Raw genomic sequence first — 24515 nt, forward strand, 5'->3', positions numbered from 1 at the left:
GGCTATTAATCTGCTTTAAAGCTTTATCAACCTCCTTTATACGGGGAAATAGCACAGTTTCTTCCTTTGCATATGGCTATCCATTTCCAGTTGAAGGCTGGCAAACAAATTAAATATCTGTTGCATATAAGGGAAACGGTCGCCATGTTTTGTAGCCACGCGATACAAATGCTGATAAATTACAGGCATGGCATGTTTAACAAATACATGATGTTTGAGAACAATATAATCTGTGAGTTCTGAAACCGACATGGTGCTTAATAACTGATCTTCCACAGTAAACCCAGGCTCAAATACCTGATGCAATTCTTCCAGAACAGGTTCAACAGGTATATTCTTTTCTATACATGCCTGTTGCAGTGTACGTTTTCCTTTACAACAAAAATCGAGATGGTATTTTTCAAAAACGGCCGCCGCCTGATGCCTGTCCGATACGATCGCCGCCAACGTATGGTCTTTATATTTAAGCATGATATATTTTTATCCAAAATTCTATCATGCCTTACCTATTGCTTATGACTGCAATCATAGCGAAAGAAAATATTGAAGGTCGAATGGCAAATGTTGAATTATGAAGTAAATACACCGGGTATAAGATTTAATCAAAAAAACATCCATCTTCTTTTTCTTTCATTCAACATTCATCATTGGTCATTCAATATTCATCATTTACCCGATAAGGCCTGTTAAACCTTATTCCCTATTTTTGATTCACTGCTCATTGTTATAAAAATTAAATAGTTATGTCCCGTAAAGACAAAAAAATAGTTCAGGTAACATCAGAAATTGGCCGGCTGCGACGATTGTTAGTACATAGTCCCGATAGTGGTTTGGGTAAAGTGGTGCCCTCAAAAGCACAGGACTGGTTGTTTGAAGATATTGTACACCTTGAAACCATGCGTAAAAAAGAGTATGATCATTACACAAAGGTCTTATTATACTTTTTAGATCCACAAAAAATAAAAGGCCGTTTGCAACAGGTAGACGCGCCCGAAAACAACAGGGATTTTTATAAACCTGAAAAGAAAGACTTCTACAAAAGTGATAAAGTAGTTGAGCTGGAATGGCTGCTGGCCGATGTGTTGGAAGACCAGGAAATAAAACTAAAACTTATTGCATCGGTTTGTGCGGTTGAAGGCTGCTCATACGCCACCCAAAACGAGCTGCTGTCGTTATCGCCTGTTAAACTATCAAAGGTCATCATCAGCGGCACTATTGAAGACGACCGGCTGATATTTCCCCCCATTCCCAACTTTATTTTCACCCGCGATATCGGCATTGTGATCAATGAATACGTATTACTAAACAAACCGGCGAAAATAGCCCGCCTGCGCGAAGCACTGCTGGCCAAATATATATTCTTTAACCATCCGTTATTTGAAACGTATCGCGATAACATTCTGGAAATACCAGACACGGCCCATCACTTTCTTTTACCACGCGATAATGATGAAAAGAAAGTAACGCTTGAAGGCGGTGATGTAATGGTGGTACATAAGGACCACTTACTCATTGGCATAAGCGAACGCACTACTATGGAAGCTGCCCGCCAGGTAGTGAATATGCTGTTTGAAAGGAACATCGTTAAAAAAATAACGGCGATAAAAATACCACGCCGGCGCGACTACATGCACATCGATACCATCTTTACACAGGTAAAGCGCAACATGTGGGTGATGCTGGGCGCATTCAGCAAAAAGGTAATGAAACACGAAGGCGCCGACCCTGTAGAACGAATTTTGGAAGGCGGCCTTAAAAAAGAAGATAAGATCAAGATCATTCAATTTAAGAAAAAGGATCCTGAGAACCCCGTATTCTTCGATAACCTGGAAGAATTGCTTACAGATATCAGTGAGAACGACCTTGATTGCAAAGAAAAAGTAAAGTTCATTTATAGCGGAAATAACAAGTTCCCCTTCGATACCCGCGAACAATGGACCGATAGCTGTAACCTGCTTGCCTTAAAAGAAGGCGTGGTGCTGGGGTACGACCGTAACGATAAAACAGTAGAAGCTTTTCGTGAAGCCGGTTTTAACATAGTGCATGTTAAAGACCTGCTCGATCAGTTAGAAAAGGAAGAAGTGACACCCGATGATATAGAGAACACGCTTATATTAATACCATCAGCAGAGCTCTCACGAGCCCGGGGTGGTTTCCATTGTATGAGCATGCCATTGCTCAGAGACGATATTGATTAACACACTTCACACAATTTTATGCAAACAACATCGCACATATTGATGATAAGGCCGGTACATTTTGGGTTCAATGCCCAAACGGCCGTGAACAATGCGTTTCAGGTAGAAGGCGCCGATACGGCCGCACAGGAAAAAGCACAAATGGAGTTTGACAATTTCGTAACCCTGCTTCGCTCGAATGATATTGATGTAACCGTTATCGATGATTCGCCGGAACCACATACCCCCGACTCTATTTTCCCCAATAACTGGATCTCGTTCCACAGCAATGGCATTATTTGCCTGTATCCCATGTTTGCCGAAAACCGGCGGCAGGAACGTAAACCAGCCGTTATTGAACAACTGAAGCAAAAGTTCAACATAACCGATACAATCGATTTTACCGGTTATGAAAAAGACCAGCTGTATTTGGAAGGCACCGGCAGTATGGTGCTCGATCGCGATCATAAAATAGCCTATGCCTGTCTTTCGCCCCGAACTAATAAACTTGTATTGGATGATTTTTGCAAACAAATGGGTTACCGGCCCGTATTGTTCACTGCAGTTGATTACAATGCAAAGGATATTTATCACACCAACGTTATGATGTGCGTTGCCGACAGGTACGTAGTTGTTTGCCTCGATTCACTCCCCTATCATGCAGAATTTCAAATGATGCAGGAAACAATAGGTAAAACCGGTAAAGAATTGGTGAATATCAGTCTTGAACAAATGGGCCAGTTTGCCGGCAACATGTTACAGGTGCAAAACAGATCGGGTGAAAAATTGTTGGTCATGTCGAGCCAGGCATATGCATCACTACGTCCTGAGCAAATAGAAAAACTGGAAGGTTATAACCGTATACTGCATGCGCCATTAACTACTATTGAAACCAATGGTGGTGGCAGTGCACGTTGCATGCTAGCAGAGATATTCCTTTAAGAGAAGGCCCATTAGTCAAAGAAGTAGTAGCCGGTTACAAGTTACAGGTTGCAGGGTTATCAATTGCGGAATGCTGATGACAGGTTAGCTTCACAAATTTCCAGACCTTGAAACCTGTAACCTGTAACCTGGAACCTGTAACTAGTACCCAATTAGCTCCTTAGTTTTTCTAATCCTTCTTCAAAGGAAATAGGCTCGTAGCCTAGCTCCCTCCTCGCCTTCTCTATAACAAACCCCGTTTTCATTGGCCGGCGGCCGGGTTGTTTAAATGTAGAAGCATCCACCTTTACAATTTTACCGGCATCGAGGTTGAATTTGGCAGCCGTTTTAAGTGCAATATCATAAGGCGTTAACCAGTCTTTTCCTGAAATATGGTAAATGCCGATAGCCTTCTTTTCAATAATAAGCGCAATACCTTTTGCCAGATCTTCAACATATGTAGGTGTACGAAGTTGATCGCTTACTACCTGAATAGTTTTGCCGTGTTCAAGACTTTCCTTTACCCAGCTAACAATATTGCTTCGTGTACCTTTTAATAAATTACCATACACCAGGCAGGTGCGTACTATAGCAAACGGTATGTCGCTTGTTTGCACCATGCTTTCGGCCTGCAATTTTGAAAACCCATACAAGCTGATGGGTAAAGCGTCATCTTCCTCTTTGTAATTTCCCTGCTCGCCATCAAATACAAAATCGGTTGATATAAAGATGAAGTGACTGCTAAAAGTTTCAGCATCAGTAAGTATTTGTGCAGTGCCCTGTACGTTGATTCGTTCACATTGTTCAGGTTGCAATTCACAGTCATCAACGTTTGTCATGGCTGCCGCATGTACTACCACATCGGGCTTCTCACGGTTCATGACAGCATACGTATCAAACGCATTCGCAATGTCCATTGAATGATAGGTATAATTATCAGAAGGTTCAAATGGCAATCGTGATTCGCCGCGGCTTGTGGCCACTACCTGATAATTTTTGTCGAGTAATAACTTAGTTAAGTGCTGCCCCAATAATCCATTTGCTCCGGTAATAAGTACTTTCAGTTTCATATCCCTTTATTATATTTCGTTTTCTTTCAGGCGTAAAATATCTTACTAAAAACCCGGCTGCTCAAAAAGTTAAGCACAATACTTTCTACCACATTCATTATCTTGAACCCGCATTACGCGTTAACCTGCAACCTGTTCAACTAAACCTTTATCCTTAACAAAAAAGCAATATTGGTTAAAAAAAATAGTGTTTCGCAAAAAAATCATCGTTTTACAAAGCAATTTTAGTGTTTTTTCGAGTCAATGTGTACTTAACACGTGTATCAAAACAAAACCTTATTTTTGGGCCGCCTTTCAAAAAATGATTAGACAGCCGTTAACGATTTTCCTTTTGCAGATTCGCAAGATTATTAAATAAAACAGATTTTATTCATGGCAAAAAAGGTGACTAAAATCGGTGTCCTTACCTCGGGAGGTGATTCTCCGGGTATGAACGCCGCCATACGGGCAGTTGTGAGAACCGGAAATTATTATGGACTTGATGTGTTTGGTATCATGCGCGGTTATAGCGGGATCATTGAAAATGATATAGTACCCATGCATTCGCGCAGTGTGGCCAACATTATTCAAAGAGGTGGAACTATCTTAAAAACAGCCCGCTGCAAGGAATTCTTCCAACCCGAAGGTCGTCAGAAAGCGTATCAAAACCTCAAAAAACTGGGCATTGATGGTTTAGTGATCATTGGTGGCGACGGTTCTTTCAGAGGCGCCGATATCTTTAGCCGCGAATTCGACATCCCCTGTATTGGCTTACCTGGCACCATCGACAAAGACATTGCCGGTACCGACTTTACCATTGGCTTTGATACAGCTGTAAATACAGCGGTAGAATCTATCGATAAAATTCGCGATACAGCCGATGCGCACGACCGTTTGTTCATTATTGAAGTAATGGGCCGTGATGCCGGTTATATTGCCCTGCACAGTGGTATTGCCACTGGCGCTGAACACATACTGATCCCTGAACGTAAAACAGATATTGAAGAGCTGGTTGGGTCGCTTCAGGAAAAAGAGCGCCGTAAAAAACTCGTGAACATGGTGGTTGTCGCCGAGGGTGATGAATTTGGCGGCGCCAATGAGGTGGCCAAAGTGGTGAAAGAACGCCTTCCTTTCATGGATACCAGGGTTTGTATCCTGGGACACATTCAACGGGGTGGTTCTCCTACCTGTTTAGACAGGCTTATTGCCAGCCGTATGGGTTATGCCGCTGTAGAATCGCTGCTCGAAGGCCGGCATAATGTAATGGTGGGTATCTTAAACAACCGTATGCATTACACCCTGCTTGAAAGAGCGGTGAAATCGAAACAAAAGATCAGCGAAGAGTGGATCAAGATCGTAAAGATCCTGGCAAGCTAATTGAATTGACAAATACTAAGCAAAGGACCTGCATCGTTAAACCTGAATTTTAGAAACAAGAAATTAATACAATGGCAAGAGATTTAACCAAGTACCTGCATAATGAAATGGATAAGGAAGCAGGCATTCAGCATACTATACACAGAACCAAAATTGTTGCTACAGTAGGCCCTGCCTGTGACACATACGAAAAACTGCTTGAACTGGTAAAAGCAGGGGTTAATATTTTCCGCCTCAACTTTTCTCACGGCACCCACGAAAACAAAGCACAGATCATTGAGCATATCCGTGCTATCAACTCTAAAGAGCCTTATAACATTTCAATACTGGCCGACCTGCAAGGTCCCAAATTACGTGTTGGTGAAATAGAGAACGGCGCCCTGCTTATTGAGCCAGGCGACATTCTCACCTTTACTTCAAAAGAAAAAGTAGTAGGCACCAAAGAAAAGATCTATGTTAGTTACCCTAACCTGCACGAAGACGTAGAAGTGGGCAACAAGATCATGATCGACGATGGCAAACTGGAAGTAGTTGTAACCGAAATTACCAAAGCCGGTGATGTAAAAGTACAAGTTACCTACGGCGGTATGCTTTTACCTAAAAAAGGTGTTAACCTGCCCGATACAAAAATATCACTGCCCGCTTTAACCGAAAAAGACCTTATTGACCTCGATTTTATCATTGGTCAAAAAGTTGACTGGGTAGCGCTTTCGTTCGTTCGTAAAGCAGAAGATATCATTGACCTTAAAAGAAGACTGGCAGAAGCCAACAGCAAATCGAAAGTTATTGCCAAAATAGAAATGCCTTCAGCCCTGGTTGACCTGCGCAATATCATCCTCGAATCGGATGGCGTAATGGTGGCCCGTGGCGACCTGGGTGTTGAGTTGCCGGTTGAAAAAGTACCAATGGCTCAACGCGACATCATTCGTAAATGTATCCACCGCGCCAAACCGGTTATTGTGGCTACACAGATGATGGAAAGTATGATCGACCGCGTAAAACCTAACCGCAGTGAGATCACCGACGTGGCCAACGCTGTATTGGAAGGCGCCGATGCGGTGATGCTGAGTGGCGAAACCGCTACCGGTAAACACCCGGCCCTGGTTGTTGAAACCATGCGCAAGATCATTGTGGAAGTAGAACGTACCGAATACCGCTATAACCGCGAAGAAGACCTGAAACCTTTGCCGCACTCGCCTTCTTTCCTGAGTGATGCTATCATCTATAATGGCTGTAAACTGGCAAAAGATACCAGAGCCGAGGCGCTGATAGGTATGACGCAAAGTGGTTATACCGCCTTTGTGCTCAGCAGCTACCGCCCATATTCACCACTGTACATCTTCACAAAAGAAAAAACACTGGTAAATCAGCTTAGCTTAAGCTGGGGTGTTCGCGCCTTCTTCTATGATGAAGAAGAAAGCCTGGATGATATCATGTTCGACCAGATCAAGATCCTGAAAGAAAGAGGTTTCCTTAAAACCGGCGATGTGGTGGTAAATACGGGTAGTACGCCAATTCACCTGCATATTCCTACCAACGTAGTGAAGATCACGAAAGTAGACTAAAACATATCACACTTTATATCATAAAGAAGCCCCGACGGCAACCGTCGGGGCTCTTTATTATATTATTCTCAACCCTTATTACTGATACTGAATATAGATCGGTTGAGGTTTTAATTTCAATACTTCAGCTGGTTGCAATACGTGGCTGTTAGCCTCGCGCAAGTCGTTCTTGTAGAAGATCTTAAAGCCGGTGAACTGTACAGGCTCTTTGTAAACGAACTGTTTGTAGGTGTTGAACTTACGAGCCTGGTGTCCCCAACCATCCATATCCATAACTACCTGAACTTCAGGTTGTAATTTGATGTTTTTATAGTTGGTTACCATAGCCTGGGTAAAACGGTGCACAACCAGTATTTTGGGCGGCAGGTTATAGGTTTTAACCAGTTTGGCCAGGTAATTAGAAGTCCAATTGATGTCTGCAGCATCAAAGGTGCCAATAACGGAACCAGGCTTTTTGCCGGTCTTCATAGAAAACTCTGGGTCGATTCCAAAATGAACGTTTGGCAACTTCAACCATTTTTCAAGCTTTGGCACTTCTTCTTCGAGCGTACTTAAAGCAACCTGTATATCAAGGAACACAATGGCGTTCATTTTATTGGCCATATTAATAGCCCTTTCAATATGAGCAGCAGGCATACGCAAACGGTATTTGCCATCATCGCCAGGGCTGCCCTGTGCAGTAAGCGCTATATAGTGAATGGCCGGAATAACATCAACAGCCGTATCCGCAGCCTTCCATTTTTTAACTTCATTACCTAATTTTTCAATAACCACATCTTCGGGGTATTCACCCAGTACACCCATTTTCTTTGAATAGAAATTACCGTAATACGACACAACACGTTTAAAAGGAAGAATGGCGCCAGGTAATGGATAAGCGCCTTTTACCGGCCATTTACCGCTTGAATCGCCATTGGCGTTCCTGTTGAGCATTGCATGAAATAAAGCCGTATCAAGTGGTGGAAGTGAAGGTTTTACAGCGTCAGTGTCACTTTTCACCCCGGCCTTTTCCTCGCCTGCGGTTTGAACCGTTTCAGCTTTTGCACCGCCGGGTTTGCACATGCTAAATGATAGTGTAGAAAGAGAAAGTACAGATAGTGCACCTGTCCAAATAAGGGCAGATTTCTTCATGGTAATTGATTTTTTAACAGAAGGCCACCAGGCCTTATTTTGATGATTCATACGTTGCTCTACGGAAAGAGTAAAGATCGGGTAATTTGATAACAACGCTATTATATGTGAATATATTTTGGAAGTTGACCCGTTTTAGCAATGCTTTGACATTTCGAATTTTAATGCCTCAACCGGTGCGTTATAAACAAACCAGTGTAACTTTATAGAACAGATCTTAATTCTTTTAAATGTTACGCCATGGGTACGCTTCAACAAATTAACCGGTGGAGCCTCGCACATCATCCCCGTTGGCTGGTTGTGGTGCGCGTTGCGTTAGGTATCTGTCTCTTCTTTAAAGGCATTTTTTTCCTGGTAAATACACAAACACTTGAAGACCTGGTAAGGGGCAGCCTTGTTGCCAACCGGGCCGACTGGATGGTGATCTTCATTACCTGGTCGCACCTGTTGGGAGGCTTTTTAATAATCATTGGGCTATTGACCCGCTGGGCTGTGTTGTTGCAAATACCCATACTAATGGGCGCCATTATATTCGTTAATACCCAACGGGATGCATTTGGCTCATTCGAACTGCCATTTGCATTCATCATACTATTATTACTTATAGTGTTCCTGATAGAAGGAGGCGGGCCTATTTCGCTCGACAATTTCTTCAGCAAACACCAGGCCTGACGGCCGAAGTACGAAGTAGGAAATATGAAGTATGAAGAACCCGAATTTTGAGCCTCGCTCTCTATTTTTACCTCCTACTTCTTACTTCATATTCTTTTGAGGTACACTCATTCTATTCCCCCTCATAGATTACTCCTGAGGTAGGCGTTTCATGCAATTCAATACGGTGCATGGCGGGCAGGGCTGGCTTTAGCTGGTCCCAGATCCATACTGCAATTAACTCGCAGGTAGGGTTTTCCAAACCAGGTATATCGTTCATCAGCTTATGATCTAATTGAGTTACTACCGGTTTTATGATCTTCTTTAATTCCGCAAAATCAATGATCCAGCCGAATTGGGGATCGGGCTTGCCTTTTAGCCACACACGTAAACGATAGGTATGGCCATGAATGTTCTTACATTTATGCCCATCGGGCACATTAGGTAAAAAATGGGCTGAATCGAACGTAAATTCTTTATAAAGCAGCATAAATAAATTGAAGCCGCAAAGTTACTAAAGAATTCTTACAAGAAACTGATACCTATCAGGCGAGTTCACGTTTATGGTCAGTTCTTAGTTTTTAGTTCTCAGTTCACTGTTTTGAGTTATTCAGTTGTTCAGTTGTAAGTTTCATAAGGTCTCGCTTCGCTCGCCTTTTTCCTCGTCAACTTAACTCATTAACTGTATTCCCTCTATCAACATTATCACCTTCATCACCTTTTCAACTTCCTTGTTAACTTGTCAACCTGTTAACCTGTCAACCCCTGTATTTCCTTACCTCAAGCCCACAAAAAACCCCGGCAAACATAGTCGCCAGGGTCTATTTATGGGTTTTTCGAAATAACTATTTATGTAGCGTAATGGTGCCCAGATCGGTTTCTTTACCAACAGTTACCGAAACATTACTGATGGTAGTATCCTTATAACCATTACCGGCATTAACATATACAGAATATGTTCCAGACTCAAGGCCACGCACTTTAAAGCGGCCATCTTTCCATGGGAATGCATAAGCGGTATCGGTGCCACTTAAAATTGAAATAATGGGTTTTGCATCTACCGGTTTAATAATACCTTTTACAGCACCTGATTCTTTAATAATAAATGCGCGAATGAACGGCGACAGATAGAACTCGTTATTACGCAGGCGAACGATAGAACGGCCGCAATCAAAATCGAGCCACAAACGGTAGTGACCGCTTGAATAATTATCCCACTCATGACCATACAGTTTAATGGTAATAGTAGTTTGATTATTGAAAAGGTTAAGCGGGTAGTTAACGCTATCCTTAACAATAGAATTATTTGTACCAAGCGTGATAACTATTTTACGAACAGTACCATCGGTTACCAAACCATTGCCCAACAAGGTATCAACGCCATTACGTAAAGACAACAGATCGTATACACCTGGCGCTACAGCCAGCGAATCCCAGATATAACATTTTTTAGTACTGTCCCAATCCCGACGGCTGCGCGTTTTATCGCAGGTATCAACCAACACCTTTACCGATTTAATATCGATCAATACCTTGTCGAAATAATCAGTAGGTCCGTCGGTTAAATAAAGATCCAAAGATTGCTTACCTGCAGGCACAGTTGTATTGTCTGACTTATCTTTAGAGCAGGCAAAAAAAATGATTGCTCCGGCGGCAACAACCATTACATACTTAAACAGGTTTCCCATTGATTTCATGATTTGCTTGTTTTGTTTTAATCAAAAACATTTCAACAGAGGTTTAACAATTACCATGCCTGTGTAACCAAAACACACAAGTATAAATGTTTGCATTTACCCAACCCAATTACCTCGTATACGTACACCCGCTTTCATTGGGAAAATCATCACTTTTTTCAAAAAAACAGCCCGTCCTGATTAAACCTTTCGCAAAGGCGCCGGTCTAAACCCGATTAGCGATGTTTCCCCTTTTTATAAATTTTTAGTCCACCTTTTTTGTAGACTTAAATAAATACCCTATCATTGTGGTAGATTTAACCATCATGCAATTGTATAATTCAAAAGAGCGATGTTGACTGGTATAAAAAAGCAGTAGTATACCTTTTCCAAACATCAAAATATTGCAGTATGAACCGCACACATCGCAGTTTGCTTATTGCGTTACCGGCATTTATTTTACATACGTCAGAGATCTATCCCGACCGGCCGCATACAATAGCAGGAACTGTTAAGAACAGCGCTACCGACAAAACAATTGAAAATGTTTATATCTATATAACCTCAGGGGAAGAAGAAGCCCTGTCAAAAAGCAACGGCACCTTTACTATTTCAACCTGGCAGGACCTGCCAGTGACACTTGTAATTGAACATCCAATATATAAACAAAAGAAGATCCGTATCACGGATGCTTCACAATATCAGCTCATTAAACTTGATCCTAAACAATAAAGCAAATATCCGCACCAATCTTTACAGGTTATGAAATTGAATCTGCTTGCATTGGCAGTGCCTTTCTTTCTGATTTTTATGGCACTGGAGTTCTTTATTGCCCGGCAAAAGAAAAAGCCCGTTTTTAATCTGCACCATTCCATAGCAAATATCAGCGTTGGAATTGCAGAGCGCCTGCTCGATGTATGGGTAACCGGCTTGTTCTTTTTCATCTATGACTACCTGCAAAAAAACTTTGGGTTGTTTCATATTGAACCGGGCATTTTATTATGGATCATCCTGTTGCTATGTACCGATTTTCTGTGGTATTGGTATCACCGGCTGGCGCATGAGATCAATTTGTTTTGGGCAGTGCATGTAGTGCATCATCAAAGTGAAGATTTTAATTATACCGTATCGGCCCGTATAACCGTATTCCAGGCTTTTGTGCGTACGGGTTTTTGGGCAATACTTCCTATACTGGGTTTTCCGGCTTCTATGATAACCAGTCTTTTACTGGTGCATGGGTTGTACCCATTCTTTATACATACCCAGCTCATAGGAAAACTGGGCCTGCTGGAATATATTCTGGTTACGCCTTCGCACCACCGGGTGCATCATGCAAGCAATGAAAAGTACCTCGATAAGAACTATGGCGATGTGTTCATTATATGGGATAAACTGTTTGGTACATTTCAAAAAGAGGAAGATGATGTGAAGATCGAATATGGACTAACCCACCCGTTGAAAAGTTATAGTTTTTTGTGGCAGCACTTTCACTTCCTTGCCGAGCTGTTTTTGGCAGCACGGAAAACCAAAGGAACCCTCAATAAATTGAAACTGATCTTTGGCCGGCCCGACCTTATAGACCCCCAATTTCGCGAGCATGCAGAGGAAAAACTGCTGGTGCAGAAAAATGATGTACCGGTTGATAAGCCACTGAACCGTTATGTGGTATGGCAAGTTGTGTTAAGCCTGGTTTTACTGTTTGTATTTATTCTCTTTGACAGATATCTGCCTGCACATCAACAGGTGCTTATTACCATTGCCTTATTGCTTACGCTCATCAATTGCGGGGCAATTATGGAACAAAAGCAATGGGTGGTATACCTCGAGTTCCTGCGGCTGCTTACCGTTACCATTGGGGTTATGATAGCATATTCAAGCTGGTGGTACAGCATATTGCTAATACCGGCTGCAGCCATCTTATTCACCTGGTATTTCGAGAACATCCGTAACTGGTATCTGCGTTGGGTTTACACAGGCGAGTAGTAAATGGCGAGTGGCAAGTGGGAATACAGGCGGTAAAAGGAAACCGTGAGTCGCGAATTTAAACCCTACTAGCCACTTACCACTAGCCACTAGTAATAAATGAGTTACGTGGCCGAGAAGGAAAGGCGGAGGACCGCAAACCCTCCCACGGTGGTTCGAATCCACCCGTAACTGCTGTTTTTCATATGGCAAGCAATCATTCATTCATTCAGGGCGGTGTTTCTACACTGCCTTCTTTTTTATGTATGGGCATAAAAAAAGCTCCCTGGCGGGGAGCATCTATGAACAGGCAATCGTTATTGTTTTAATCGTTAACCAAAGTTTCTTTTTTAATTTGAAATGAACAAACGTTAGCGCGCAACATACCGCAAAACACCCCCTAAAGCTAATACATTAAACAAATTTACATATTCACTAATTCACATAAACAGAATCAAAAATTTCAACATTAGGCCAAATAACATCTTACTTATTTATGTAGAATTCATTTAAAACAACAAAAACCGAAAAATTCATCATTTTCTAATACCTCAACCTAAAATCAAAAAAAACAAAAAAAAATTTTATTTTTTTTTAAAAGTGCCCCTGTTTTATGGCGTTTTTGGGTAAAATGGCGGCCCTCGTCAATAATCAGGTACTAAAAAGGGTGTTGTAAAAACAACACCCCCGATATATACTTTCGACCTTTTATGCCCGCTTCCGTTTTACCTCACTACATGCTGAATCTATAGCCTTCGATATTTCGGGCTGACTCAGCCTTCCATCATACACTTCACCATTAATATACAGGGTTGGTACGCTTCTAATGCCTTTGTCAAGCGCCTCCAACAGATCGGTACGAACCGTCCAGCCGTATTTACTTTCTACCAGGTCGGGCAGAAAGTTCTTACTGGTTACTCCCACTTCCCGGGCGTATTCCCGTAAACTAATGGCGCCCAACCTACGATTGTGCGCATACAACAGGTTATGCATTTCCCAGAATTTGCCTTCCTGGGCAGCAGCAACAGCCGCTTCGGCCGCCTTATGTGCATGCTGATGTATTTGCGTCATAGGAAAATGCCGGTAATTAAGTCTTACCTTCTTGCCATGCGACTCTAACAGTTTCATCATTACCCGGTGTACTTTGGCACATTCCTCACTCTCATAATCACCATAAAAGACCATACTTACCGGCGCATGGGGGTCGCCGGCCCATAGTCCCTTGGTTGAAATGATCTCTTTGTTCTTATCATTCTTAATTGGCATATATACTCCTCTTTCATTTTGTTTTAGCGGTTATTACAAAATTGAAAAGGGCCACTCTACTTATCAGCAGAGTGGCCCTGGTTCAAGTTCATACATCATCAATTTCCTATCCTATCAAAACCTGTCAGGCCTTTTCCCCAAAATCAAGTGCCCCGTTCCATGCCTGACAGGCTCGTGCTCACAAGATCTAACTCACTCACATCTTATATAACATTGTACCTTCCATTTGGTTTTTAACCGGCCTAACTTTCCTTTCTTTTAACAAGTCCTTAATTCTTCTTACTTCACCTTCTCGGGGGTTTCATTTCTGAACACTACCACTCCATCAAATACGTCGACCATAACGGGTTTGCTTTTATCAATATCTGCTGCAAGTATTTTTTTACTCAATGGATTAACGATCTCTTTCTGGATGAGCCTTTTCAACGGCCGGGCGCCAAACTGCATATCAAATCCCTGCTCTGCCAGGTATTCGAGTGCATAATCGCTGAACCGCAGATCGATACCATTTTCAGCCACCTGTTTTTTCAAACTGTTCAACTGGATCTGCACAATTCCAATGATCTGTTTTTTCAACAATGGCTGGAACATGATCACTTCATCGACCCGGTTCAGGAACTCGGGTCTTATGGTTTGCCTTAGCAGGTTCATCACTTCAACCTTAGCCCTTTCCGTTGCCTTTTCTACATCCTGTTCTTTAACATCTTCAAACGCATCCTGTATAAGATGGCTACCAATATTGCTGGTCATAATAATGATGGTGTTCTTAAAATTCACCACACGGCCTTTGGCATCGGTAAGGCGACCATCGTCGAGTACCTGTAACAACACATTCCAAACATCGGGGTGTGCCTTTTCAATTTCATCGAGCAACACCACACTATATGGTTTACGACGAACAGCCTCGGTAAGTTGTCCGCCTTCTTCATATCCTACATAACCGGGAGGAGCGCCCACCAGGCGGCTCACGGTATGTTTTTCCTGGTACTCACTCATATCTATGCGGGTCATCATACTTTCATCATCGAACAGGTACTCGGCCAGGGCCTTTGCCAGCTCTGTTTTACCAACACCTGTTGTTCCCAGAAAAATAAATGAACCGATGGGCTTTTTGGGATCGTGCAATCCCGCTCTGCTTCTGCGAATAGCATCGGCTACGGCTGTTATCGCCTCATCCTGACCCACAACGCGCTCGTGCAGTTTTTCTTCCAGCTGCAATAATTTCTCTTTATCACTCTGCAACATGCGGCTCACCGGAATACCTGTAGACTTTGCTATTGTTTCGGCAATATCTTCTGCATCCACTTCTTCCTTCATCAACCGTTTGTTCTCACTAATGGCATTCAGCTGCTGCGAATAGTCATTTATTAACTGTTCCTGTTCTTTGATCTTGCCATAGCGTATTTCAGCAACTGTACCATAATCGCCATTACGTTCAGCCTGTTCGGCCTGAATTTTCAAATGTTCAACCTGTGCCTTGGCATCCTGCACTTTATCAACCAGCTCTTTTTCTTCCTGCCATTTTGCTTTTAACGTATCGCGTTCAACACTCAGGTTGGCTATTTCGGTATTCAGTGCCTTCAGTTTGTCTTCATCATTCTCACGTTTAATAGCCTCGCGTTCTATCTCCAGCTGACGTATTTGTCGTACCAAATGGTCCAGCTCTTCCGGCATGGAATTCATTTCGAGCCGCAATTTCGCCGCTGCTTCATCTATAAGGTCAATGGCTTTATCGGGCAAATGCCTGTCGGTAATGTACCGGCTCGATAATTCCACTGCCGCAATAATGGCTTCATCCTTAATGCGCACATGGTGGTGCGTTTCGTAACGGTCTTTCAACCCACGCAGAATAGATATTGCATCCTCAACCGATGGTTCATCTATCATTACTTTCTGGAACCTGCGTTCAAGAGCTTTATCTTTTTCAAAAAATTTCTGGTATTCATTTAAGGTAGTGGCGCCTACGGCACGCAGTTCACCACGCGCCAGTGCGGGTTTAAGAATATTCGCCGCATCCATGGCGCCTTCGCCGCCACCGGCCCCTACCAGGGTATGAATTTCATCGATGAATAAAATGATCTCGCCATTGCTGTCGGTCACTTCTTTCACTACGCCTTTCAGCCTTTCCTCAAACTCCCCTTTGTATTTAGCGCCGGCAATCAATTGCCCCATATCGAGCGCGTAAATAACTTTTGTTTTCAGGTTATCGGGTACGTCGCCATTTACAATTCTATGTGCAATACCTTCGGCAATGGCCGTTTTACCAACGCCCGGCTCACCTACAAGGATCGGGTTGTTCTTTGTACGGCGGCTCAGGATATGCAGTGTTCTGCGGATCTCTTCATCGCGACCAATTACCGGGTCGAGCTTGCCACCGCGGGCCAGGTCGTTTAAATTGCGGGCATATTTATTAAGGGCGTTAAATTGCGTTGCCTGTGTTTGTGAGTTTACGGTTTCGCCTTTACGTAATTCCCTTACAGCTGCCACCAATCCTTTTTCACTTAAACCGGCTTCTTTCAGCAAACGCGCGGTTGAATCGTTGCCCTGAACAATGGCCAGCAGCAGGTGTTCGGGCGTTATGAATTCATCGCCAAACTCCTTTAATGCGGCGCCGGCGCGCAGGATTACGTTGTTGGTTTCCCGGCTAACCATTTGCGCAGCATCACCATTTGTTTTAGGCAGTTTATTTATTTGCTCCTGTAATTTGTTTTCGAGGAGATTAACGGTTACATTGTTCTTTTTTAAAAGATATTCAACCGGTGAATCTTCCTGGTCGAGCAACGCTTTTAGCACATGCTCCGTTTCAATATTCGGACTTTGTGAATTAAACGCTAATTGTTGTGCCTGTTGAAAAGCTTCTGCAGCCTTTATTGTAAAATTTCCTAAGTTCATAATAGCGTATTAATTAGTTAATGTGATAATTTGCTAATGTGATAATTAAATACAGTTCTCGTAATTAATAGCTGGTTCACCAACCCTTTTATATTACTGAACGTACAAATATGTGATCCGGTTCAACCGGTTTTATTTTTTTCAATAACGGTATATTCCCTGCAAATCATAATCCAGGCCTAAATTCATGCATTTATGTCATTAAAATTAAACCCCATCTGCCTCAGTTGCAGTATTTTATCCGCATTCCTGTTATTCTTTCAGTTTTCCTTTGCCCAAAGCGATTTTACCCAGGCCGATGCCTTGCTTCAAAAGAACCAGAAATTGCTGGGCAATGATGTGGTAGCCCTTATTTATAAAGATGGTAAGGTGATACACTCCAAAGAGCTGGGCGAATTCAATGCAAAGACCCAGGCCCCTATTGCCAGTTGCAGTAAATGGCTAACAGCAGCCCTGGTAATGATGTTTGTTGATGAAGGCAAAATAGAACTTGACGACCCGGTTAGTAAATACCTGCCCATTTTTGACAAATACATGAAAAGTTATATTACCATTCGCATGTGCATGGCGCATACTACTGGTATTGAAACAGAAAAAAGCCTGCTTGTAAAAGCTCTTCAACGCAGCAAATACATTAACCTTGAAGAAGAAGTGAACGCCCTTGCCGCCAAAGAAATTTCAAACAATGCCGGCACCGAATTTCACTATGGTGGTATTGGGCTCAATATTGCCGCCCGGGTACTTGAGGTAGTTAGTAAAAAACCATTCGACCGCCTTATACAGGACAAATTACTGCGCCCCCTGAAAATGAAGTTCACCTCCTTTGTGAATGAAAACGGAAATGCGCCCAACCCCAGTGGCGGCGCCCGCAGTACAGCCAACGATTATATAAACTTTTTGTCAATGATCCTGAACAAAGGGATGTTTGAAGGCAAACAGATCCTGAGTGCAAAATCTATTGAAGAAATGCAGAAACCACAGTTTACCAACCTGCCGGTGAAGTTTGTTCCCAAAATTGCCGAAGGATTTCATTATGGTTTAGGCGAATGGATACAGGAAGAAGACGCCAATGGCAACAGTACTGTGGTAAGCAGCCCGGGTTTGTTTGGCACCTGGCCGTATATTGACAAATGCCGCAATTACGCTGCCATCATTTTTGCCAAGTCGTTAGTGAACGAACAAAAGAAAGATCTTGCCATTCAGTTTAAAGCGGCTGTAGATGAAGCAATTGGCGGAGGCTGCAAATAATTTTATAATGTGATAATTCGATAATGTGATAATGAAAAGGCAATTGTAGCCTTGTATTTCATTATCACATTATCTCATTAGCTAATTATCACATTAACAAAAAGGGCGCCCGGTTTCCCGGAACACCCAGTTGTTCATCATCAGTCCTTATCTTTTGGGTTAACCCAATATATTTACTTCAGCAACATAGTGCCTGATAGTTTTTCTTTTCCATATTGCAACGTATAATGATATACGCCAGCCGGCAATGAGGCGCCATCAAATAAAACGGTATAATTACCAGCCTCCAGTTTTTTATTGATCAGCGTAGTTACTTCAGCTCCCATAGTATTAAACACTTTTAACTTAGTCGTATAGACGCCATATGTATAATAGGGCCTGCTGTTTAAGGTGCCTGCATAAGTATAAGTACCATTTACAGCACTTGTACCTGCCCCGCTTACCGTAATGGTATTTTGGGCATTGGCCAAACCGGCGGTTATCAGTATTGCAAGAATACTTGCAGATACATATGATGTGTAGCGGTTTTTCATACAGTTAGTTATTGGTGCATCCAAAATAGTTGCTATCGGCAACCCACAGGAACAACTGACATTACAATTATCTTAAATACGCAAAACCACCTATTACCAATAGCGACTATCACTCACCATTCAACCGGCCCGGTTCTTGCTTTTAATATTGTAACCAAACGTCTTTACTTATGAAAACGCTCTCCATCCTATCCATCCTTTGTATCCCCCTTCTACCCCACTGCACTACACTAAGCCCCGAACATATTAAAGACCACCAATGGCTTTATGGTGGCGGCTATCGCCTGGGCGACAAGCTGCAGTTTGATAACAAGAATTTTAGCTTTAACGGTGATACCATTTTAAAACGCGATGTGCCTGTTGCAGTTATAGTTATGAGCTCCGGCGACCTGCTGGGCAGTAATAATGATATTACTATTCAATCGCTTGCTACAGGTGAAGAGGGTTTTTACCACGAAAAGTGAGTTAGTTGATAAAGGCTTACGCAATGTTAAATCAATGCATTCTGGTTTAGGGGCTATTGCAAAACCGAACAGGATTGCTTATATTTAAGATAACAGAAATATATTCCGTAACCAGACCGTACTCTTATGAAAGTGATATCATACATGGTACCAGTGGCGATGCTATTGCTATCGTTCCTGTACAACAACAATCCCTTTATATTAAAAGATGAAGCACAACAGGCGTTTCAATTGATAAACACCATCAGAAGCAACCCTGAAAAATACTACCAGGAACTACAACTGAATGGCCAATTGCCCATTACCAAAGGTCCTTTGCGTTGGAACGATACACTGGCCAGAGTAGCCGAAGCAAAAGCAATGGATATGGCCAAACGCAACTATTTCGGCCATCTTACGCCCGAAGGTTATAGCATCAATCGTTTTATTGATCAAAGCGGTTATAATAGCTTAAGTTATTATGAATCTATCAGCTCAGGTGATGAATTGGGTATAGAGGCCGTTAAATCGTTGATCATCGATAAGAATGATACCAACAAAAGCAACCGCAATCATTTGCTGGGTATTACTAAATTGGATACTTCACTTTATGATATAGGTATCGGTTTTGTTAAAAGTGATGGAAGCAAATACAAAAGCTACACCTGTATTATTTTAGCCAAACACAACCAGTAAGTAAAAAAAATGCCACCCAGAAGGATGGCACATGCAATATAATTTAACTGCCACTTACTTCGCAATACCCAATGGCGAGAAGTACATAAATACGGCAATGATAAACACCAGTACAAGCAGCGTTAACAACACATCTTTTTGATTCCAGCTTGCACGGGAAGCTTTTTTATCTTCAGCTACCGTAGTAGCAAAGGTGAGGCCCTCTAAATGCGCTTCATCGGGTGCAGGCGAAGCGAGGCTTACAACGATCATCAACACCACCGAAAATACAAACAGCGCAATACAGAAGTATAAGAAGTTCATGGTGGCAAAATCGTACAACAAACCCGGCCCAAGGGACTTCTGCAATAATTCAAATACCAGCTTTAATATACCTATAATAAAACCTACTACCATGGCTGTGTAAGCGCCCTTTGCATTGATACGTTTTGAAAATACCCCCAGCAAAAAGGCAGCGGCAATAGGCGGCGCCAGGTACGACTGTACGCTTTGCAAATAACTATACAAGCCTTTTGAAATATTTTTCATCAACGGGATCCAGATCATGCCCAACAGTACAACCACACCAGTAGCAATACGGCCAACACGTACCAGCTCCCGGCTTTCAGCCTCAGGTTTCATTTTCTGGTAAATATCCATTGTAAACAAGGTAGAGCAGGCATTATATACCGATGCCAGCGAGCTCATAAGCGCAGCCAGCAACCCACCTGCCAGCAAACCGCGCAAACCAACCGGCATGATCTCTTTTACCAGTGTAGGAAATGCCACATCAGCGTCAGTCATTTCTAACTTGCCTTGCTTATGTAATACATAGGCAATCAAGCCCGGTATCATGAATATAAAGAACGGCATCAGCTTTAAGTAGGCCGCAAAGATGGTACCTCTTCTCGCCTCTTTTTCATTACGCGCCGCCAAACAACGCTGCACAATATGCTGATCGGTACACCAGTACCATAACCCCACTATCGGCGACGCAAATAAAATACCGGCCCAGGGAAAATTAGGATCACTTAACGGCGGGAACATATTCAGCTTTTCCTTTGGCAACGATTCCATCAACGTTCCCCAACCGCCAACTTTATCTAAACCAATAAACAACAATACGGCCGAACCCAGTAGCAATACAATAGCCTGTATGGCCTCAGTATACATTACCGCATGCAAACCACCGAAAATGGTATACACTCCGGTAACAACTACCAGAATGATGGCGCCCGTCCAGAAGTCGACACCAAGCAGGGAATTGAACACCAACGCACCGGCATAAATGGTTACGGCCGCTTTAGCTATTACATAACTTATAAGCTGAATAATAGATAACAACCAACGTGCTTCGGCATTGAAACGGCGTTCGAGGAACTCGGGCATAGTGTATACCATGCTTCGCATGTAGAAGGGCACAAATACCCAACCGAGTGTGAGAATGATCCAGGAGTGTAATTCATAATGGCCCATTACCACACCGCTGCTGGCGGCTGTACCAGCCAGGCCCACAATATGTTCGGAGCCTACGTTGGAGGCCAGAATGGAGGCGCCAATTACAAACCAGCCAAGGTTACGGTTGGCCAGAAAATAATCAGACGGCGAATCTTTTGCTTTTTTAATAGACCAAATTGAGATGGCGGCAATCACCACCATGTACAGGCCTATGAATAACCAATCGATGGGTCCAAGAAAATGCATATGGCAAGTGTTTAGTTTGACAATCGTTATTATAAGTCACCTTTTTTGGCAAAGGTTTGTTTAGTGAACCCCTGAAAATGAAATAGGAAGTAAGATGTATGAAGTATGAAGACTCCGATTATCGAAATTCAAAAGAAATTTCAGACTAATCCAATCTCTTACTTCTTACATCCTACTTCCTACATCCTACCTCTTACTTCACATTACTATATCCTCAAATATTCCTCTATACTAAATGTACTGATTTATAATATTCTCCAACCACTCCTGCTTGCCACTGATCATTTTAGGTTCACCATTGGCAATGGCAAAATCGCGCAGGTCTTCGAGTTTCAATAAACCGCCTTCAAAATCTTTTCCTTTACCACTGTCGAAAGAAGCATAGCGGTCTTTACGGAATTTGAGGTAAGGCGATTTTTGCATAACCTTATCGGCAACCACCAGGGCGCGGGCAAAATTGTCCATACCACCAATGTGGGCAATAAAGATATCTTCGAGGTCGGTTGAGTTACGACGCGTTTTTGCATCGAAGTTCACACCACCACCTGCAAAGCCACCATTTTCCAGGATGATGAGCATGCTTTCAACCAGCTCATTCAGATCAACAGGGAACTGATCGGTATCCCAGCCATTCTGATCGTCGCCACGGTTGGCATCGATGCTACCTAACATGCCGGCATCGGCAGCCACCTGTAATTCGTGCTGGAAAGTATGACCCGCCAGTGTAGCATGGTTTACTTCAATATTCAGTTTAAAGTCTTTATCGAGACCGTAATGACGCAGGAAGCCAATTACGGTTGCGCTATCGAAATCGTATTGGTGTTTGGTAGGCTCGCAAGGTTTGGGTTCAATAAAGAACACGCCTTTGAAACCCTGTTTGCGGGCGTAATCGCGCGCCATAGTGAGGAAACGGGCCAGGTGATCGAGTTCACGTTTCATATTGGTGTTCAGCAGGCTCATGTAACCTTCGCGGCCACCCCAGAACACATAGTTCTCACCACCCAGTGCAATGGTAGCGTCCAATGCATTTTTTACCTGCGTGCCGGCGTAGGCTACAGCAGCAAAATCGGGGTTGGTTGAAGCGCCGTTCATATAACGTGGGTTACTGAATACGTTCGCTGTTCCCCACAACAGTTTTACACCGCTGGCATTTTGTTTTTGTTTTGCATAGTCAACGATGGCTTGCAAACGGCTTTCATATTCTTTTATGTTAGCGCCTTCATCAACCAGGTCAACATCGTGAAAACAATAGTAAGGAACGCCCAGTTTGGTGATAAACTCAAATGCGGCATCCATTTTATCTTTTGCACGGCCTACAGCATCGGCGTTCACATCCCAGGGGAAATGTTTTGTACCGGGGCCGAATGGATCGGCGCCGGTGTTACAGAAGGTATGCCAGTAACAAACGGCAAAGCGCAAATGCTCCTGCATGGTTTTGCCAGCTACTACCTTGTTTGCATCATACCATTTAAAGGCCAGTGGGTTGTCGCTCTCCACGCCTTCATACTTGATGCTACCAATACCTTTGAAGAATTCTTTGTCGCCAGTGATTATGTTCATGATCTAAGATTGTTATTATTTGAGAGAATATTTTTGTTTATTAATAAGCTCAGCGTGAAACGGCAAACGTGAAACGTGAAAGGGCCGCTCAATTATCTGCTTTTCAACTCCTTGTTAACTTGTTAACTCGTCAACTTGTTAACTGCCTCCCATTATCACATTAGCACATTATCCAACAACTCCTTCCATTCCTCATACACCACCTTATACTCTTTCTTCTTCGATGGCTCAATAACCGTCAGTGGTTTGGATTGCGTGAAAGCTTCTTTCGGTGTTTTATAAACGCCCGCACCTATACCAGCGCCAAGGGCGGCGCCTACGCTGCCATCGCAGTTATACAATTCAACCGGTACGTGGGTGGTATTTACAAATGCTTCTACAAACAGATCGCTGAGGAAGAGGTTGGCCTTGCCCGCTCTTATCACCTGTGGGTTCATGCCGTTCTCGCGCATAATATCCAGCCCGTACCGGAATGCGCAGGCAATACCCTCCTGTGCGGCGCGGAACAAATGCGCCTGTGAATGCAGGTTAAGGTCAATGTGATGAAAATGCACGCCAATGATCTGGTTGTTCAACATGCGCTCGGCGCCATTGCCAAACGGTAATACGCGTAAGCCATCGGCGCCAATGGGCACTTTTGCCGCCTCCGCATTCATTTGCTGATAGCTGATGGCGGGCGTGAAAATATTTTTAACCCAGCGGTTCAAAATACCTGTACCATTGATACATAACAGTACGCCCAACCGCTTTTCGTCGGTAGTATAGTTTACGTGTGCAAAAGTATTCACCCTCGATTCAGGATCATACGTTAGCTCATCGCTTACGCCATAAATAACACCCGAGGTGCCGGCGGTTGCAGCCACTTCACCGGGTTCCAGCACATTTAACGACAGCGCATTATTGGGCTGGTCGCCGGCTTTATAAGTAACCGGTATACCGGCGGTCAATGATAAAGAAGCGGCAATGCTTTCTTTCAGGCGGCCATGGTCTGAAAATACATCCTGCACCCTGGGTATCAGCTTGTCGTTAAAATCAAAATGCTCCATCACATCTTTGCTGATGCGGTCTTTTTTGAAGTCCCAGAAAATACCTTCCGACAGGGCAGAAATGCTGGTGGTTATTTCACCCGTCATTTTCATAGCAATGAAATCGCCGGGCAGCATGATCTTAACCGCCTTTTCATAGGTATCGGGTTCTTCTTCTTTTACCCAGGCCAGTTTTGACGCGGTGAAATTGCCGGGTGAATTCAGTAAATGTGAAAGTGCTGTTTTTTTACCAATCGCTTTGAATGCTTTATCACCAATTTCAACTGCACGGCTATCGCACCAGATAATTGAATTGCGTAATGCCTGTTGGTTCTCATCAACCATTACAAGGCCATGCATTTGATACGAAATACCAATAGCACCAATATCGGCCGGGTTGTATGCTTTGCTTGCATGGGCTTTTTTAATAGCCTGCTGCACATGGTCCCACCACATTTCAGGCGATTGCTCGGCCCAACCTGGCTGGGGCGATATAATGGGCGATTCTGTTTCGGGATATTGAGCTGATGCTTTGCATTGCTGGGTTTGGGCATCAACGACAGAAACTTTAATAGAAGAGGTACCTACATCAATTCCGAGGAGTAGCATATGGCAGTAATTAAATTCCAAGATCCAAATTCCAAGATCCAAAAAAGAAAT

Annotated in this window: 21 protein-coding genes and 1 tRNA gene; 11 read left to right on the forward strand and 11 right to left on the reverse strand. The window is 43.1% G+C overall.

The window, feature by feature from the left end:
• Positions 1–36: 36 nt before the first annotated feature.
• Positions 37–471, reverse strand: a complete 435-nt coding sequence (locus GGD38_RS02955) for a DUF542 domain-containing protein (RefSeq protein ID WP_375299520.1) — start codon at positions 469–471, stop codon at positions 37–39.
• A 272-nt stretch (positions 472–743) separates the two neighbouring features.
• Between GGD38_RS02955 and GGD38_RS02960 the strand changes: the two genes are divergently transcribed.
• On the forward strand, positions 744–2198 hold the full coding sequence (locus tag GGD38_RS02960) for an arginine deiminase family protein (RefSeq protein WP_375299519.1): 1455 nt from the start codon (positions 744–746) through the stop codon (positions 2196–2198).
• An 18-nt stretch (positions 2199–2216) separates the two neighbouring features.
• Positions 2217–3119 (forward strand): citrulline utilization hydrolase CtlX, encoded by a 903-nt coding sequence (gene ctlX, locus GGD38_RS02965; RefSeq protein ID WP_375299518.1) that lies wholly within the window; start codon positions 2217–2219, stop codon positions 3117–3119.
• Between the two features lie 152 nt (positions 3120–3271).
• On the opposite strand, the gene GGD38_RS02970 is transcribed toward ctlX, so the two are convergent.
• A complete protein-coding gene (locus GGD38_RS02970) occupies positions 3272–4168 on the reverse strand; it encodes an SDR family oxidoreductase (RefSeq protein WP_375299517.1) in 897 nt (298 codons plus the stop codon).
• Positions 4169–4540: 372 nt separating this feature from the next.
• Between GGD38_RS02970 and pfkA the strand changes: the two genes are divergently transcribed.
• The gene (pfkA, locus tag GGD38_RS02975) at positions 4541–5524 is read left to right on the forward strand and encodes a 6-phosphofructokinase (RefSeq protein WP_375299516.1); all 984 of its coding nucleotides are present in this window, start codon (positions 4541–4543) and stop codon (positions 5522–5524) included.
• 71 nt (positions 5525–5595) lie between these two features.
• Entirely contained in the window at positions 5596–7089 is a 1494-nt protein-coding gene (gene pyk, locus GGD38_RS02980) for a pyruvate kinase (protein WP_375299515.1), read from the forward strand.
• Between the two features lie 78 nt (positions 7090–7167).
• Here pyk and GGD38_RS02985 read toward each other — a convergent pair whose 3' ends face one another.
• Positions 7168–8220 carry a hypothetical protein gene (locus GGD38_RS02985; RefSeq protein ID WP_375299514.1) on the reverse strand — a complete coding sequence of 351 codons (1053 nt, stop codon included), beginning with the start codon at positions 8218–8220 and terminating at the stop codon, positions 7168–7170.
• 240 nt (positions 8221–8460) lie between these two features.
• Between GGD38_RS02985 and GGD38_RS02990 the strand changes: the two genes are divergently transcribed.
• Positions 8461–8892: a DoxX family protein gene (locus GGD38_RS02990; RefSeq protein ID WP_375303772.1), complete on the forward strand. Its 432-nt coding sequence runs from the start codon at positions 8461–8463 to the stop codon at positions 8890–8892.
• A 112-nt stretch (positions 8893–9004) separates the two neighbouring features.
• Here the strand turns inward: GGD38_RS02990 and queD are convergent, their stop codons facing one another.
• Entirely contained in the window at positions 9005–9361 is a 357-nt protein-coding gene (gene queD / locus GGD38_RS02995; protein WP_375299512.1) for a 6-carboxytetrahydropterin synthase QueD, read from the reverse strand.
• A 355-nt stretch (positions 9362–9716) separates the two neighbouring features.
• The gene (locus GGD38_RS03000) at positions 9717–10568 is read right to left on the reverse strand and encodes a DUF4382 domain-containing protein (RefSeq protein ID WP_375299511.1); all 852 of its coding nucleotides are present in this window, start codon (positions 10566–10568) and stop codon (positions 9717–9719) included.
• Between the two features lie 390 nt (positions 10569–10958).
• On the opposite strand from GGD38_RS03000, the gene GGD38_RS03005 reads away from it, so the two are divergent.
• The 3 genes from GGD38_RS03005 to GGD38_RS03015 all read left to right on the forward strand — a co-directional run bounded on the left by GGD38_RS03005 (position 10959) and on the right by GGD38_RS03015 (position 12704).
• Complete coding sequence (locus GGD38_RS03005; protein WP_375299510.1) at positions 10959–11279, forward strand: carboxypeptidase-like regulatory domain-containing protein; 321 nt, start codon at positions 10959–10961, stop codon at positions 11277–11279.
• 30 nt (positions 11280–11309) lie between these two features.
• The gene (locus tag GGD38_RS03010; RefSeq protein WP_375299509.1) at positions 11310–12530 is read left to right on the forward strand and encodes a sterol desaturase family protein; all 1221 of its coding nucleotides are present in this window, start codon (positions 11310–11312) and stop codon (positions 12528–12530) included.
• Between the two features lie 102 nt (positions 12531–12632).
• Positions 12633–12704 (forward strand) — tRNA-Cys (locus GGD38_RS03015).
• A 513-nt stretch (positions 12705–13217) separates the two neighbouring features.
• Here GGD38_RS03015 and GGD38_RS03020 read toward each other — a convergent pair.
• Both GGD38_RS03020 and clpB read right to left on the reverse strand, forming a co-directional pair.
• Entirely contained in the window at positions 13218–13775 is a 558-nt protein-coding gene (locus GGD38_RS03020) for a DsbA family protein (RefSeq protein ID WP_375299508.1), read from the reverse strand.
• 279 nt (positions 13776–14054) lie between these two features.
• Complete coding sequence (clpB, locus tag GGD38_RS03025) at positions 14055–16667, reverse strand: ATP-dependent chaperone ClpB (protein WP_375299507.1); 2613 nt, start codon at positions 16665–16667, stop codon at positions 14055–14057.
• A gap of 195 nt (positions 16668–16862) precedes the next feature.
• On the opposite strand from clpB, the gene GGD38_RS03030 reads away from it, so the two are divergent.
• Positions 16863–17915, forward strand: a complete 1053-nt coding sequence (locus tag GGD38_RS03030; protein ID WP_375299506.1) for a serine hydrolase domain-containing protein — start codon at positions 16863–16865, stop codon at positions 17913–17915.
• A gap of 173 nt (positions 17916–18088) precedes the next feature.
• Here GGD38_RS03030 and GGD38_RS03035 read toward each other — a convergent pair whose 3' ends face one another.
• Entirely contained in the window at positions 18089–18448 is a 360-nt protein-coding gene (locus GGD38_RS03035; RefSeq protein WP_375299505.1) for a hypothetical protein, read from the reverse strand.
• A gap of 170 nt (positions 18449–18618) precedes the next feature.
• On the opposite strand from GGD38_RS03035, the gene GGD38_RS03040 reads away from it, so the two are divergent.
• The gene (locus GGD38_RS03040; RefSeq protein WP_375299504.1) at positions 18619–18912 is read left to right on the forward strand and encodes a hypothetical protein; all 294 of its coding nucleotides are present in this window, start codon (positions 18619–18621) and stop codon (positions 18910–18912) included.
• A 126-nt stretch (positions 18913–19038) separates the two neighbouring features.
• The gene (locus GGD38_RS03045) at positions 19039–19587 is read left to right on the forward strand and encodes a CAP domain-containing protein (protein ID WP_375299503.1); all 549 of its coding nucleotides are present in this window, start codon (positions 19039–19041) and stop codon (positions 19585–19587) included.
• Positions 19588–19641: 54 nt separating this feature from the next.
• Here the strand turns inward: GGD38_RS03045 and GGD38_RS03050 are convergent, their stop codons facing one another.
• The 3 genes from GGD38_RS03050 to GGD38_RS03060 form a co-directional block, all read right to left on the reverse strand.
• Positions 19642–21270: a sodium:solute symporter gene (locus GGD38_RS03050; protein ID WP_375299502.1), complete on the reverse strand. Its 1629-nt coding sequence runs from the start codon at positions 21268–21270 to the stop codon at positions 19642–19644.
• 231 nt (positions 21271–21501) lie between these two features.
• Positions 21502–22830: a xylose isomerase gene (gene xylA, locus GGD38_RS03055; RefSeq protein WP_375299501.1), complete on the reverse strand. Its 1329-nt coding sequence runs from the start codon at positions 22828–22830 to the stop codon at positions 21502–21504.
• Between the two features lie 155 nt (positions 22831–22985).
• Positions 22986–24464, reverse strand: a complete 1479-nt coding sequence (locus GGD38_RS03060; protein ID WP_375299500.1) for a xylulokinase — start codon at positions 24462–24464, stop codon at positions 22986–22988.
• Positions 24465–24515: the final 51 nt, after the last annotated feature.

The sequence above is a fragment of the Niastella sp. OAS944 genome, from assembly GCA_024809215.1.
In the GTDB taxonomy this organism is placed as follows: domain Bacteria; phylum Bacteroidota; class Bacteroidia; order Chitinophagales; family Chitinophagaceae; genus Niastella.